This is a genomic window from Trinickia sp. NRRL B-1857, assembly GCF_050470685.1.
GTDB lineage: Bacteria > Pseudomonadota > Gammaproteobacteria > Burkholderiales > Burkholderiaceae > Trinickia.
This window is the reverse complement of record NZ_JBFLUK010000001.1, coordinates 1,260,709-1,275,220: the sequence shown is the minus strand read 5'-3', so window position 1 is coordinate 1,275,220 and position 14,512 is coordinate 1,260,709. Positions and strand designations below refer to the sequence as shown.

Below are 14,512 nucleotides of genomic sequence, written 5' to 3'. Positions count from 1 at the left end.
ATCGCCGCTGCGGGTAGCAAGAATGCGCGGCGCCTGGGCGGTTCTCGCGTGCGGCCGTAGGGGAGTACATGCCGTATATCTCGGGCGGCGATGGCGGCCATGTTAGAATCGCGTGATGCCCGGCGCCTCCTGCCGGGCCCGCGGGAGTGGGCGCGCTGTGCTGTTTTCGCTCCGCTCGCGCCCGAAAACGATACGGATAATGGATCAATTCGCCAAAGAGACTCTGCCGATCTCCCTCGAGGAGGAAATGCGCCGTTCGTATCTCGATTACGCGATGAGCGTGATTGTGGGGCGTGCGCTTCCCGACGTTCGGGACGGCCTCAAGCCGGTGCACCGCCGCGTCCTGTACGCGATGCACGAGCTGAACAACGACTGGAACCGCGCCTATAAGAAGTCGGCGCGTATCGTGGGCGATGTCATCGGTAAATACCACCCCCACGGCGACGTCGCGGTCTACGACACGATCGTGCGTATGGCGCAGTTCTTTTCGCTGCGCTACATGCTCGTCGACGGGCAGGGCAATTTCGGTTCCATCGACGGCGACAATGCCGCCGCGATGCGGTACACCGAAATCCGCATGGCCAAGATCGGCCATGAGCTGCTGTCCGACATCGACAAGGAAACGGTCGATTTCGGTCCAAACTACGACGGCAGCGAAAGCGAGCCGCTGATTCTGCCGGCGCGCATCCCGAACTTGCTGATCAACGGCTCGTCGGGGATCGCCGTCGGGATGGCGACGAACATTCCGCCGCACAATCTGAGCGAAGTCGTCGACGCCTGCCACCATCTTCTGAACAATCCGCAGGCAACGATCGACGAGCTGATCGAGATCATCCCGGCGCCCGATTTCCCCACGGCCGGCATCATCTACGGCGTGGCGGGCGTGCGCGACGGGTACCGCACGGGGCGCGGCCGCGTCGTCATGCGGGCCGCTACGCACTTCGAGGAGATCGACCGCGGTCAACGCATGGCGATCATCGTCGACGAGTTGCCGTATCAGGTGAACAAGCGCTCGCTGCTCGAGCGGATCGCCGAACTCGTCAACGAGAAGAAGCTCGAGGGCATCTCCGATATCCGCGACGAATCGGATAAGAGCGGCATGCGCGTCGTTATCGAACTGAAGCGCGGCGAAGTGCCCGAGGTCGTCCTGAACAATCTGTACAAGGCGACCCAGCTGCAAGATACGTTCGGTATGAACATGGTCGCGCTCGTCGACGGCCAGCCGAAGCTGCTGAATCTGCGGGAAATGCTGGACGCATTCCTCTCGCACCGGCGCGAGGTACTGACGCGGCGCACTGTATACGAACTGCGCAAAGCGCGCGAACGCGGCCACGTGCTCGAAGGCCTGGCCGTGGCGCTCGCGAACATCGACGAGTTCATCGCGATCATCAAGGCCGCGCCGACGCCGCCGATCGCCAAGCAAGAGCTCATGGCGCGCCCGTGGGATTCCTCGCTCGTGCGCGACATGCTGTCCCGCGCCGAGTCGGAGAACGCCGCCGCCGGCGGGCGCGAAGCGTACCGCCCGGAAGGCTTGAATCCGGCGTTCGGCATGCAGGGGGATGGCCTTTACAAGCTGTCCGATACGCAGGCGCAGGAGATCTTGCAGATGCGCTTGCAGCGCCTGACGGGCCTCGAGCAAGACAAGATCATCGGCGAATACCGCGAAGTCATGGCTCAGATCGCCGATCTGCTCGACATTCTGGCGCGGCCGGAGCGCATCACGGCGATCATCGGCGACGAGTTGACGGCCGTGAAGGCCGAGTTCGGCGACGCGCGCCGCTCGAAGATCGAGCTGAACGCCACCGAGCTGAACACCGAAGATCTGATTACGCCGCAGGACATGGTCGTGACGATGTCGCACAGCGGCTACGTCAAGTCGCAGCCGCTGTCCGAATACCGGGCGCAAAAGCGCGGCGGGCGCGGCAAGCAGGCCACGCAGATGAAGGAAGACGACTGGATCGATACGCTGTTCATCGCGAACACGCACGATCACATTCTGTGCTTCTCGAACCGCGGCCGCGTCTACTGGGTCAAGGTCTACGAAGTGCCGCAAGGCTCGCGTAACGCACGCGGCCGTCCGATCGTGAACATGTTCCCGTTGCAGGAAGGCGAGAAGATCAACGTCGTGCTGCCGGTGAAGGAGTTTTCCGCCGACAAATTCGTTTTCATGGCCACGGCCCTCGGCACGGTCAAGAAGACGCCGCTCGAAGCTTTCAGCAGACCATTGCGCAAAGGTATCATTGCCGTCGGTCTGGACGAGGGCGATTACCTCATCGGCGCCGACATCACCGACGGTCAGCACGACGTCATGCTCTTCTCCGATGCCGGCAAGGCCGTGCGCTTCGACGAGAACGACGTCCGTCCGATGGGCCGTGAGGCGCGCGGCGTACGCGGCATGCAGCTGGAAGACGGGCAGCAGGTCATCGCCATGCTCGTGGCCGGCAGCGAAACGCAGTCCGTGCTGACGGCGACCGAGAACGGCTACGGCAAACGTACGCCGATCACGGAGTACACGCGGCACGGGCGCGGCACGAAGGGTATGATCGCGATCCAGACGTCGGAGCGTAACGGCAAGGTGGTAGCCGCCACGCTCGTCGACCCCGAAGACCAGATCATGTTGATCACGACGACGGGTGTGTTGATTCGCACACGTGTTTCGGAGATCCGCGAGATGGGCCGGGCGACTCAGGGTGTTACACTCATCAGCCTTGACGAGGGTACGAAACTGTCTGGCCTGCAACAGATTGCGGAAGCCGATCCCGATCCCGATGTCGATGGGGATGCCGACGGCGCCGCATCGGACGACGAAGCGGGCGAGGACGCCGCGCAGTAGTCGGCCGGGCCCGCGGTTTGACGAAAGACAACGAAGCGCGCGAGCGATCGCGTTATAGGTAGGCGGGTCCGTCGTGGTTCACGAGGGCGGATCCGACAAAGCCGCCGCGAGGCTGCGCGCGCGAACGATTCATTTTTTAGAGGGAGTGATGATGCAACGACGATTCAAGCAATGGATGCTGCTGGCTGCTTTCGTGCCGACTTTCGCGATGGCGCAAGCCCTCCAAAGCCAAGCGCCCGCGGCTTCGACTGCCACGGCCGCCGCGCCGGTCGATCCGGCCAAGCAAGCTGCGATCAAGGAGCTGCTGGAAGCGATCGACGCGCAAAAGCTCGTCGGTGCGATCGGTAACAGCGCTCAGATGCAGGCGAAGCAATACGTGCCGGAAATCCTGTCGGAAGCGTTGTCGGAGAACAAGACGCTGAACGACAAGCAGAAGCAAGCCGCCGTGCCGGCGCTGCAAAAGAACGCAGTGCCCAAGCTCGTGGATTCGGCAGGTCAAGTCTTCTCGACCGACGGTTTCCGCCAAGACGCAATGCAAGCGCAATACGACGCATACGCGAAGTATTACTCGACGGACGAACTCAAAGATCTGACGAAGTTCTACAAGAGCTCGACGGGCCGCAAGTTCATCCAGGTGCAAGACCAGGTTGGCCGCGATGTCGTCGGCAGCCTGATGCAGAAGTACATGCCGCAGTCGATCCAGGCTACGCGCACGCAAGCCGATAAGGAAGTGGCCGCGGTCAAGCCCGGCAAGTAAACCGCGTTCAAGCCCGTGAGGGCTTGGCGCGCAGGCCCGCTTGCCGGGCCTCGTGCAAGCGGTTTTCGATCGGCGGTGCGATAATGGCCGTTTGCGCGCGATGCGCGAACGGCCATTATCTATTTCTGACTTGAGTCCGGCGAATTCGACGGCGGCCATGCGCCTCCGCTCGTTTGCGCCCATCCGTTCAATCTTCCTCGGGGGTTCTCACGATGCGCGTCTTCAATTTCTCGGCTGGTCCGGCGGCGTTGCCCGAAGAGGTGTTGCGTCAAGCGGCCGATGAAATGCTCGATTGGCATGGCAGCGGCATGAGCGTGATGGAAATGAGTCATCGCGGCCGCGAGTTCATGTCGATTCACGAAGAAGCGCTCACCGACCTGCGCGAGTTGCTTCAGGCGCCCGCGAGTCACCGAGTCTTGTTCTTGCAAGGCGGCGGTCTCGGCGAAAACGCGATCGTGCCGATGAACATGCTCGGCAAGCGCGACGTCGCCGATTTCGTCGTGACCGGATCGTGGTCGCAAAAAACGTTCAAGGAAGCCGCCAAGTACTGCAAGCCGCATCTGGCCGCGAGCGGCGAGACGGCGAACGGATTCACGCGCGCGCCCAAGCGTGCCGAGTGGCAATTGTCCGACGATCCCGCCTACGTGCACCTTTGCACGAACGAGACGATTCACGGCGTCGAGACCTTCGATATTCCCGAGCTTGGCGACGTCCCGCTCGTGGCGGACGTCTCCTCGCATGTCTTGTCGCGCCCGCTCGACGTCGCCAAGTACGGCGTCATGTACGGCGGGGCGCAGAAGAACATCGGTATGGCGGGTTTGACGATCGTCGTCGTGCGCGAGGACTTGCTCGACCGTGCGCTGTCGATTTGCCCGTCGGCGTTCGAGTGGCGCATCGTCGCCGAGAACAATTCGATGTACAACACGCCGCCCACGTATGCGATTTATATCGCGGGCCTCGTCTTCAAGTGGCTGAAGCGGCAGGGCGGATTGCAGGAAATCGAGGCGCGCAACCTCGAAAAGTCGAAGCTGCTGTACGAGACGATCGATGCGAGCAGCTTCTATGTCAACAAAGTGGAGCGCGAATCGCGTTCGCGAATGAACGTACCGTTCTTCCTCGTGGACGAATCGCGCAATGATGATTTCCTGGCCGGCGCGAAAGCGCGCGGGCTGATGCAGCTTAAGGGCCACAAGTCCGTCGGCGGCATGCGGGCGTCGATTTACAACGCGGTGCCGCTCGAGGGCGTTAAAGCGCTCGTCGAGTACATGAAGGATTTCGAACGCACTCGCGCCTAACCGCGCAGGGTAGGGCGCGCGTGCGACGCCGCCCGTTTTCGATACGGCCGTTTTACGCATGGACGACGAACTTAATTCAAAGTTGAAACCGCTGCGCGATGCGATCGATGCGATCGACGCGCAGGTCATCGCGCTGCTCAATCAACGCGCGGCGATCGCCCTCGAAGTGGGCGAGGTCAAGAAGCACTACAACGCACCGGTGTTCCGCCCCGAGCGCGAGCAGCAGGTGATTTCGCGCTTGCAGGCGTTGAGCGAAGGTCCGCTCGAGGGCGATCACATCAGCGCGATTTGGCGCGAGATCATGGCGGCGAGCCGCTCGCTCGAGCAGCCGGTCACCGCGGCGTATCTCGGCCCGGCCGGTACCTATAGCGAAGAGGCGATGTATGAATACTTCGGCCATTCGATCCAGGGGCTGCCGTGCCCGTCGATCGACGAGGTATTTCGTAGCGTCGAGGCGGGCGGCGCGCAGTTCGGCGTCGTGCCCGTCGAGAACTCGAGCGAAGGGGCGGTGTCGCGCACGCTCGACCTCCTGCTCGAATCGCAATTGCTGATCGGCGGCGAACTCGCCTTGGCGATTCGGCACAACTTGCTGACGCAAAGCGGCGCGCTCACGGGCATCTCGCGCGTTTGCGCGCATCCGCAAGCGCTTGCGCAATGTCAACGCTGGCTGACGGCGAACTTGCCGCATATCGAGCGGCAAGCCGTCTCGAGCAACGCGGAAGCGGCGCGCATGGCATCGCTCGATCCGAGCATTGCCGCGATCGCGAGCGACCGCGCGGCGGCGTTCTACGGCTTGCAGGTCGCGAGCCCGTTGATTCAAGACGATCCTCACAATCGAACCCGCTTCGTGATGATCGGCCATACGCCGGCGGGCCGCAGCGGACATGACCAGACTTCGTTGATCGTATCGGTGAAGAACGAGCCGGGCGCGGTGTTCAAGCTGCTCGAGCCGTTGGCGCGGCACGGTGTGTCGATGACGCGGTTCGAGTCGCGTCCCGCTCGCGCCGGTACGTGGGAGTACTACTTCTATATCGACGTCGAAGGTCATCGCGAGGATTCGCCCGTCGCTCACGCGCTCGCCGAGCTCGGGAAGAAGGCCGCGTTCCTCAAGATCCTCGGTTCGTATCCGCGCTCGCGCTGATGTCGCGCATGTCCGCGACCGGCGCGATCCGCTCGACCCGCGACGATGGATGCGCTCGCGCATCGGCATCCATCGGTCCTACGAATTCGTGCTGTCCGCTTTGGAGAGACTCATGACGATGCAATACGGCCCTTCCTACGTGCGCCAAATCGCCCCCTACGTTGCCGGCAAGCCGATCTCGGAAGTCGCACGCGAATTCGGGCTCGATGAGGCGCGCATCGTGAAGCTGGCATCGAACGAAAATCCGCTCGGCATGCCCGACTCGGCCAAGGCTGCGATGGCGCGCGCCGCTCAAGAGCTCGGCCGCTATCCCGATTCGAACGCGTTCGAGCTGAAGGCCGCACTTGCGGCGCGCTACGAAGTGCCCGCGGAATGGATCACGCTCGGCAACGGCAGCAACGACATCCTCGAGATCGCCGCGCACGCGTTCGTCGAAAAGGGACAATCGGTCGTCTATGCGCAATACTCGTTCGCGGTTTATGCGCTGGCCACGCAAGGGCTCGGCGCACGAGCGATCGTCGTTCCCGCGGTGCGGCACGGCCACGATCTCGACGCAATGCTCGCGGCCATCGACGAGGACACGCGCCTCGTGTTCATCGCCAACCCGAACAATCCGACCGGGACGTTCATCGAGGGGCCGGCGCTCGAGGCATTTCTCGAGAAGGTGCCGAGGCGTGTCGTCGTGGTGCTCGACGAGGCGTACACGGAGTACCTGCCGGCCGAGCTGCGCTACGACTCGATAGCGTGGGTACGCCGTTATCCGAATCTCGTCGTCTCGCGCACGTTTTCGAAGGCGTTCGGCCTCGCGGGGCTGCGGGTCGGATTCGCGATCGCGCAACCGGAGTTGACCGATCTGCTCAACCGGCTGCGCCAGCCGTTCAACGTCAACACGATGGCGCAGGCCGCGGCGATCGCGGCGCTCGGCGATACGGCCTTCCTCGAAAAGACGGCCGCGCTGAACGCCGAGGGCTACCGGCGCTTGACGCAGGCGTTCGATAAACTCGGGCTCGAGTACGTGCCATCGTTCGGCAATTTCGTGCTCGTGCGCGTGGGAAGCGACGACGGCGCCGGTGCGCGCGTCAACCTTGCGCTCCTCAAGCAAGGCGTCATCGTGCGTCCGGTCGGCAGCTACGGGCTACCGCAGTGGTTGCGCGTGACGATCGGTCTTCCCGACGAAAACGAGGCGTTCCTCGCCGCACTTGAACAAGCGCTGGCGCAGGCGTGAGCCGCGCCATGCATCTTGCGCGCGCCGTACGCGTGCGCAAATTTTTTCGTTTTTGAGCCATTCGTGACCACGTTCACCTTCGACAAACTCGTGATTTTCGGCGTGGGCCTCATCGGCGGCTCGCTGGCGCGCGCGATGCGCGAGCGCGCGGGCGCGGCGCACGGCGGACGGATCGTCGGCGTGGGCCGGACGTTGGCCTCGGCCGAGCGTGCCCGTGAGCTCGGCGTCGTCGACGACGTCGCCTCGCTCGACGACGACGCCGAGCTCTCGGCCGCACTCGCGGGCGCGGACCTCGTGCTCGTCGCGGCGCCCGTCGCACAGACCGAGCGGCTGCTTGCGCGCATCGCCCCGTTTCTCGACACGCGCACGATCGTGACCGACGCCGGCAGCACCAAATCGGATGTCGTTGCAGCCGCGCGCACTGCGCTAGGCGAGCGCGTGTCGCAGTTCGTCCCGGGTCATCCGATCGCGGGGCGCGAATCGAGCGGCGTCGAAGCCGCGTTGCCCGATCTTTACGTGGGCCGCAATGTCGTACTCTGTCCGCTGCCGGAAAATCGGCCCGACGACGTCGCTCGCATCGATGCGCTCTGGCGCGCGACCGGCGCACTCGTGAGCACGATGAGCCACGAGCAGCACGACCGCGTGTTCGCCTCCGTCAGTCACTTGCCGCACTTGCTGTCGTTCGCGCTCGTCGAGCTTATCTTGAGCGCGCCGGACGCGGCGCTGAAGTTTTCGTTCGCCGCCGGCGGATTCCGCGACTTCACGCGTATCGCGGCATCGAGTCCCGAAATGTGGCGCGACGTCTGTCTGGCCAACCGTGACGCATTGGTCGACGAGTTGGATAGCTACACCGCGGTGCTCGCCGCGCTGCGCGCCGCCATCGTCGCGGGCGACGGCGCCGCGCTCGAAGCCGTTTTCGCCCGCTCACGCGAAGCACGCACGCAATGGCAGGAACGCGGCGGCCGCGCGGGCGGTCATCTCGTCCCGAAATAAAAGGAACCCTCATGGATTACCTCGATCTCGGACCCTACTCCCGGGCGCAAGGCACGATCCGCCTGCCCGGCTCGAAGAGCATTTCGAACCGCGTGCTCTTGCTGGCCGCGCTGGCCGAAGGTGAGACGACGATCTCGAATCTGCTCGATTCCGACGACACGCGAGTCATGCTCGATGCGCTGGCCGCGCTCGGCGTGAAATTCACGCGCGATGCCGACGTCTGCGTCGTACAAGGTGCGGGCGGCGCGTTTCCCGCCAAAACGGCCGACCTCTTTCTCGGCAATGCCGGCACGGCGATCCGCCCGTTGACGGCCGCGCTGGCCGTCAACGGCGGCGAATACCGCGTGCATGGCGTGCCGCGGATGCATGAGCGGCCCATCGGCGATCTCGTCGACGGTCTGCGCCAAATCGGCGCGCAGATCGATTACGAGGCAAACGAAGGCTATCCGCCGCTCGCCATCCATGGCGGGCAAATCGCTGTCGACGAGCCGATCCGCGTGCGCGGCGACGTCTCGAGCCAGTTCCTGACGGCGCTCTTGATGACGCTGCCGCTCGTCCATGCCAAAAGCGGCGCGATCGTCGTCGAAGTCGAGGGCGAGCTCATTTCGAAGCCGTACATCGAAATTACGATGAAGTTGATGGAGCGCTTCGGCGTGACGGTTGCGCGCGAAGGCTGGCAGCGCTTCACGATCCCGGCCGGCGGCCGCTATCGCTCGCCGGGCGCGATCATGGTGGAAGGCGATGCCTCGTCGGCGTCCTATTTCCTCGCCGCGGGGGCGCTCGCTGGGGGACCGGTGCGCGTCGTCGGCGTGGGCCGCGCGAGCATTCAAGGCGACGTCGCGTTCGCCGACGCACTGACGGCCATGGGCGCTAACGTCACGATGGCCGAGGATTGGATCGAGGTGCGCGGTGTCGGCCACGATCATGGCCAGCTCGAAGCCGTCGACATGGATTTCAATTTGATTCCCGATGCCGCGATGACGATTGCCGTGTGTGCGCTGTTCGCGCGCGGCACGACGAAGTTGCGCAACATCGGCAGTTGGCGCGTGAAGGAGACGGACCGGATCGCCGCGATGGCGACCGAGTTGCGCAAGGTCGGCGCAACGATCGAGGAGGGCCCGGATTTCCTCATCGTGACGCCGCCGGCCGAGCTCATGCCGAACGCGGCGATCGATACCTACGACGATCACCGTATGGCGATGTGCTTCTCGCTCGTTTCGCTCGGTGGCGTGCCGGTGCGAATCAACGACCCGAAGTGCGTCGGCAAGACTTTTCCCGATTATTTCGACCGCTTCAAAACGCTCGCCTGCGTTTGATGTTCGACCTTTTGCCTAGATGAAACCGACTCGCCCGTTTCACCAAACGCCCGTCATCGCAATCGACGGTCCCACCGCTTCCGGCAAGGGGACCGTCGCGGCGCTCGTCGCCGCCCAGCTCGGCTTCCACTTGCTCGATAGCGGGGCGCTGTATCGGCTCGCCGCCCTGGCCAGCGTTCGCTACGGCGTCGCGCCCGACGACGATACGGCCTTGGCCGCTCTCGTGGGCGACCTGCACATCACGTTCCGGGAGGGCTGCGCGCAACTGGACGGCGTGGACGTCTCGAGCGAAATCCGGGCCGAGGAAATCGGCAACCGGGCCTCCGCGATCGCCGTCCACCAGAACGTGCGGGCCGCGCTGGTGGCGCGCCAGCGGGCGTTTCGCAAGGAGCCCGGACTCGTGGCCGACGGTCGCGACATGGGCACCGTGATCTTCCCCGATGCCGTCTTGAAAGTGTTTCTGACGGCCAGCGTCGAGGCTCGCGCGGCCAGACGGTATAAGCAATTGATCCAAAAAGGGTTTTCTGCTAATATAGATAACTTGCTCCGGGATTTGCGTGAGCGCGACGAACGCGACAGTAACCGCGCCGCCGCGCCGCTCAAGCCTGCGGCAGATGCAAAGCTGCTCGATACCTCGGCGCTTTCGATCGACCAAGCGGTCGGCGAAGTGGTGAATTGGTATCGGGTGCGGTAGGTGCTTGAGGCGCCCGTGGTGCCTCGAGCGTGGGATTAACCCTTAACCCCGTATGGCGTTCGCAACGACGTCGCAGCGTGACCGGCGGCATTTCGCCGGCACTGACACCCGCGAAGCCATGCAACTACGATTTTTATGTCCGACCTGCAAACCTCCAACCCGAACACCGAATCTTTCGCGGCCCTTTTCGAAGAGTCGCTGACCAAGCAAGACATGCGCGCCGGCGAAGTGATCTCCGCCGAAGTCGTGCGTGTCGACCACAACTTCGTGGTCGTCAATGCAGGTCTCAAGTCCGAAGCCTATATCCCGCTCGAAGAGTTCCTGAACGACGCGGGCGAGGTAGAAGTGCAGGCGGGCGACTTCGTTTCGGTCGCGATCGACGCGCTCGAAAACGGTTATGGCGACACGATCCTGTCGCGCGACAAGGCCAAGCGTCTCGCTTCGTGGCTGTCGCTGGAAAAGGCACTCGACAACAACGAACTCGTGACCGGCACGATCACGGGCAAGGTCAAGGGCGGCATGACCGTCATGGTCAACGGCATCCGCGCGTTCCTGCCGGGTTCGCTCGTCGACACGCGTCCCGTCAAGGACACGACGCCGTACGAAGGCAAGACGCTCGAATTCCGCGTCATCAAGCTCGACCGCAAGCGTAACAACGTCGTGCTGTCGCGCCGTGCCGTCATCGAAGCGACGCAAGGCGAAGAGCGCGCGAAGCTGCTCGAAACGCTGAAGGAAGGCGCGATCGTGAACGGCGTGGTCAAGAACATCACCGATTACGGTGCGTTCGTCGACCTCGGCGGTATCGACGGTCTGCTGCACATCACGGACATCGCATGGCGCCGCGTGCGTCACCCGAGCGAAGTGCTGTCGGTCGGCCAAGAAGTTACGGCCAAGATCCTCAAGTTCGACCAAGAGAAGAACCGCGTTTCGCTCGGCATCAAGCAACTGGGCGACGATCCGTGGGAAGGCATCTCGCGCCGCTACCCGTCGGGCACGCGTCTGTTCGGCAAGGTCACGAACATCACCGACTACGGCGCGTTCGTCGAAGTCGAATCGGGCATCGAAGGTCTGGTGCACGTTTCGGAAATGGACTGGACGAACAAGAACGTCGCTCCGTCGAAGGTTGTTCAGCTCGGCGACGAAGTCGAAGTCATGGTGCTCGAGATCGACGAAGACCGTCGTCGTATCAGCCTCGGCATGAAGCAATGCAAGCCGAATCCGTGGGATGACTTCAGCCGCAACTTCAAGAAGGGCGACAAGATCACGGGCGCCATCAAGTCGATCACCGACTTCGGCGTGTTCATCGGTCTGCCCGGCGGCATCGACGGCCTGGTCCACCTGTCGGATCTGTCGTGGAGCGAAGCCGGCGAAGAAGCCGTCCGCAAGTACAAGAAGGGCGACGAAGTGGAAGCGGTCGTGCTCGGCATCGATGTCGAGAAGGAACGCATCTCGCTCGGTATCAAGCAGCTCGAAGGCGACCCGTTCAGCAACTTCGTTGCAATGAACGACAAGGGTTCGATCGTCGACGGTACGGTGAAGGCGGTGGACGCGAAGGGTGCTGTGGTTGCCCTGTCGGCTGACGTCGAAGGCTACCTGCGTGCTTCGGAAATCGCGCAAGACCGCGTGGAAGATGCTCGCAACGTGCTGAAGGAAGGCGACAAGGTCAACGCGATGATCATCAACATCGATCGCAAGTCGCGTGGCATCAACCTGTCGATCAAGGCCAAGGATTCGGCTGAGCAGCAAGAAGCGATGCGCGGCCTGGCGGCCGACACGAGTTCGGCAGCGTCGGGTACGACGAACCTTGGCGCGCTGCTCAAGGCCAAGCTCGACGGCCAGAATCAGTAAGCCTTTGAGAGGTCTGCCGCAGTATGACCAAATCGGAATTGGTCGCCCAGTTGGCAGCGCGATTTCCGCAACTTGTCCTCAAGGATGCGGATTTCGCGGTCAAAACGATGCTCGATGCGATGTCCGAGGCCTTGGCCAAAGGGCACCGCATTGAAATTCGCGGCTTCGGCAGCTTCGGTCTGAACCGTCGCCCGTCCCGCGTCGGGCGCAATCCGAAATCGGGGGAGAAGGTGCTCGTGCCCGAAAAGCACGTGCCGCACTTCAAGCCTGGTAAGGAGTTGCGCGAGCGGGTGGACGGCCGGGCCGGTGAGCCGTTGACGGTCGACCGCACGGACGATGCCCTCTAAATGCGCTGCGTTCGCCCGTTCGGGCGGCGCAAAGCAAAGCCGTTGGGTATCGTCGTCGACGCCAACGCCGACAGCGAAAACCGGCAAAACGATTTTGAAAGAGCGCCTTCGGGCGCTTTTTTCATTGGTGCGCCCAGTATGGGCGCAGTCTTGTGGGTGCAAGTCCCACCATGATGCGGCGCCGTTGCGCGATCGGATTCGGGCATCAAGCTAGCGCGTCGTCATAGCGAAACGGCGACCGCTCGATTCACCGATACGGCATGAACCATGCGTGGCGCCAGCACGCGGCGTCCCGGCGCCGCGGCCGGCTCGTCATCCTTTCCATTACAATACGGGCACTTTTGTTGGGCCATCCGGCTTGGGTCGTCCCAGCTTCGGCTATGGGGTCCGGCCGTCGAACTGGGCGTGGCCGTGCCCGCACGACAATCGCAGTTGCCGTCGAGAGAGCGTCTATGAAATTTATCGTCTGGTTGATCCGTGTGCTCGTGTTCGTGGTGCTGCTCGTGCTCGCGCTCGCCAACACGCAAAACGCTACGGTGAACTTCGCCGGATATACATGGCAAGCGCCGTTGATCTTGATCGGTTTGGCGTTTTTTGCGGTGGGACTGTTCGCCGGTCTCGTCTCGGCGCTGCCGGCCGTCGTCCGGCTCAAGCTGGAGAGCGGACGCTTGCGGCGCGAGTTGCGCGCCGCGCGGGAGCAGGCGCCGGTTGTTCCCGTCGAGCCGCCGATGCCGCCCGTCATCTAAGCGCACGCGCGCTTTTCTTCTCGCTTTACCGACCTTCGCATGGATCTCGATTTTTGGTGGCTGCTCGTCGTCCCCGTAGCGTTCGCGCTTGGATGGATGACCTCGCGCTACGACCTCAAGGCGCTGCTGTCCGAAAGCGCCAACTTGCCGCGCTCGTATTTTCGCGGCTTGAATTTTCTGCTCAACGAACAGCCGGATCAGGCGATCGATGCCTTCATCGAGGTCGTGAAGCTCGACCCGGAAACGATCGAACTGCACTTCGCGCTCGGTAACCTGTTCCGCCGGCGCGGCGAGACCGACCGCGCGATCCGTATCCATCAGAACTTGCTGAGCCGCGCCGACCTTCCCGTCAGCGAACGCGATCATGCGCTGTTCGAACTCGGCCAAGACTTTCTGAAGGCTGGGCTGCTCGATCGCGCCGAAGAGGCGCTGGGGCGCCTCGACGCGGGCGAGTACGCGCGCGATGCGCAGCGTGCGCTGCTCTCGATCTATGAGATCGAGAAGGAATGGGCCAAGGCAATCGATGCGGCCGACCGGCTCGAGACGATGGGCGCCGATCGCATGGTCAAGGAGATCTCGCAATTTCATTGCGAACTCGCGCAAGAGGCGTTGCAGCGCAAGGATGCGCCCGGCGCCGCCGAGCAGCTCGAGCTCGCGCTGAAGGTAAATCCCGGCAACGTACGCGCGACGATTCTCACGGGCGACGTAGCGGCCGCGCGCGGCGACCAAGCGGCCGCGATCGAAGCGTGGCGACGGGTCGAGTCGCAAGACGCATCGTACCTTCCGCTCGTTGCCGAAAAGCTGATGAAAGCGTACGCCGCGATTTCGCGCCCGCAGGAGGGCGCCGCGCTGCTGACGGGCTACGTCGAGCAATACGGGACGAGCGATTTGCTCGATATCGCTTATCCGCACGTCGCCCAACTATGCGGCGCCGATACGGCGCACGCCCTCGCGCGTGCGCAGATGCGCGCGACGCCGAACTTGGCCGGGATGACACGCTTGCTCGATGCGCAAATCGAAGCGGCCGAGGAGCCGCGCCGTGGCGAGCTCGAGTTGATGCGTACGCTGATCAAGCAGCGCACCAAAAATTTGCCACGTTACACATGCCAAAATTGCGGCTACCGGGTGCGCCTGTTTTACTGGCAATGCCCCGGTTGCAGCGGCTGGGAAACGTATGCGCCGCGGCGAGTCGAGCCGATCGGGGCGGCGCAGGCTTGATCGCGTCCGTCCTCGCGCCGTTCGACGTAACGAGCCGCGCGAGAGGCTTCATGGATACCCCGGCGGCGGGCGGTACGCGTGCGCGAGCGCACGTGATTC

The 14,512-nt window shown here is 63.4% G+C and carries 12 protein-coding genes; all 12 read left to right on the top strand.

Annotated elements, in window-relative coordinates:
* Positions 1 to 199: 199 nt before the first annotated feature.
* The 12 genes from gyrA to lapB all read left to right on the top strand — a co-directional run bounded on the left by gyrA (position 200) and on the right by lapB (position 14,413).
* Positions 200 to 2,833, top strand: coding sequence for a DNA gyrase subunit A (gene gyrA, locus AB1286_RS05475; RefSeq protein WP_430362311.1), 2,634 nt, complete (start codon positions 200 to 202; stop codon positions 2,831 to 2,833).
* 151 nt (positions 2,834 to 2,984) lie between these two features.
* Entirely contained in the window at positions 2,985 to 3,590 is a 606-nt protein-coding gene (locus AB1286_RS05470) for a DUF2059 domain-containing protein (RefSeq protein WP_430364994.1), read from the top strand.
* A 212-nt stretch (positions 3,591 to 3,802) separates the two neighbouring features.
* Positions 3,803 to 4,885 carry a 3-phosphoserine/phosphohydroxythreonine transaminase gene (gene serC, locus AB1286_RS05465; RefSeq protein WP_430362310.1) on the top strand — a complete coding sequence of 361 codons (1,083 nt, stop codon included), beginning with the start codon at positions 3,803 to 3,805 and terminating at the stop codon, positions 4,883 to 4,885.
* A gap of 58 nt (positions 4,886 to 4,943) precedes the next feature.
* Positions 4,944 to 6,026, top strand: a complete 1,083-nt coding sequence (gene pheA / locus AB1286_RS05460; protein ID WP_430362309.1) for a prephenate dehydratase — start codon at positions 4,944 to 4,946, stop codon at positions 6,024 to 6,026.
* Positions 6,027 to 6,138: 112 nt separating this feature from the next.
* Positions 6,139 to 7,251 (top strand): histidinol-phosphate transaminase, encoded by a 1,113-nt coding sequence (gene hisC / locus AB1286_RS05455; RefSeq protein ID WP_430362308.1) that lies wholly within the window; start codon positions 6,139 to 6,141, stop codon positions 7,249 to 7,251.
* 63 nt (positions 7,252 to 7,314) lie between these two features.
* Positions 7,315 to 8,244 (top strand): prephenate dehydrogenase, encoded by a 930-nt coding sequence (locus AB1286_RS05450; RefSeq protein WP_430362307.1) that lies wholly within the window; start codon positions 7,315 to 7,317, stop codon positions 8,242 to 8,244.
* 11 nt (positions 8,245 to 8,255) lie between these two features.
* Positions 8,256 to 9,560, top strand: coding sequence for a 3-phosphoshikimate 1-carboxyvinyltransferase (gene aroA / locus AB1286_RS05445; protein ID WP_430362306.1), 1,305 nt, complete (start codon positions 8,256 to 8,258; stop codon positions 9,558 to 9,560).
* A gap of 19 nt (positions 9,561 to 9,579) precedes the next feature.
* A complete protein-coding gene (gene cmk, locus AB1286_RS05440) occupies positions 9,580 to 10,254 on the top strand; it encodes a (d)CMP kinase (protein WP_430362305.1) in 675 nt (224 codons plus the stop codon).
* 135 nt (positions 10,255 to 10,389) lie between these two features.
* Complete coding sequence (gene rpsA, locus AB1286_RS05435) at positions 10,390 to 12,102, top strand: 30S ribosomal protein S1 (protein WP_430362304.1); 1,713 nt, start codon at positions 10,390 to 10,392, stop codon at positions 12,100 to 12,102.
* Positions 12,103 to 12,125: 23 nt separating this feature from the next.
* Positions 12,126 to 12,449: an integration host factor subunit beta gene (locus AB1286_RS05430; protein ID WP_116136487.1), complete on the top strand. Its 324-nt coding sequence runs from the start codon at positions 12,126 to 12,128 to the stop codon at positions 12,447 to 12,449.
* A 452-nt stretch (positions 12,450 to 12,901) separates the two neighbouring features.
* Positions 12,902 to 13,195 (top strand): lipopolysaccharide assembly protein LapA domain-containing protein, encoded by a 294-nt coding sequence (locus AB1286_RS05425; protein WP_430362303.1) that lies wholly within the window; start codon positions 12,902 to 12,904, stop codon positions 13,193 to 13,195.
* A 39-nt stretch (positions 13,196 to 13,234) separates the two neighbouring features.
* Positions 13,235 to 14,413: a lipopolysaccharide assembly protein LapB gene (lapB, locus tag AB1286_RS05420; protein ID WP_430362302.1), complete on the top strand. Its 1,179-nt coding sequence runs from the start codon at positions 13,235 to 13,237 to the stop codon at positions 14,411 to 14,413.
* Positions 14,414 to 14,512 lie beyond the last annotated feature (99 nt).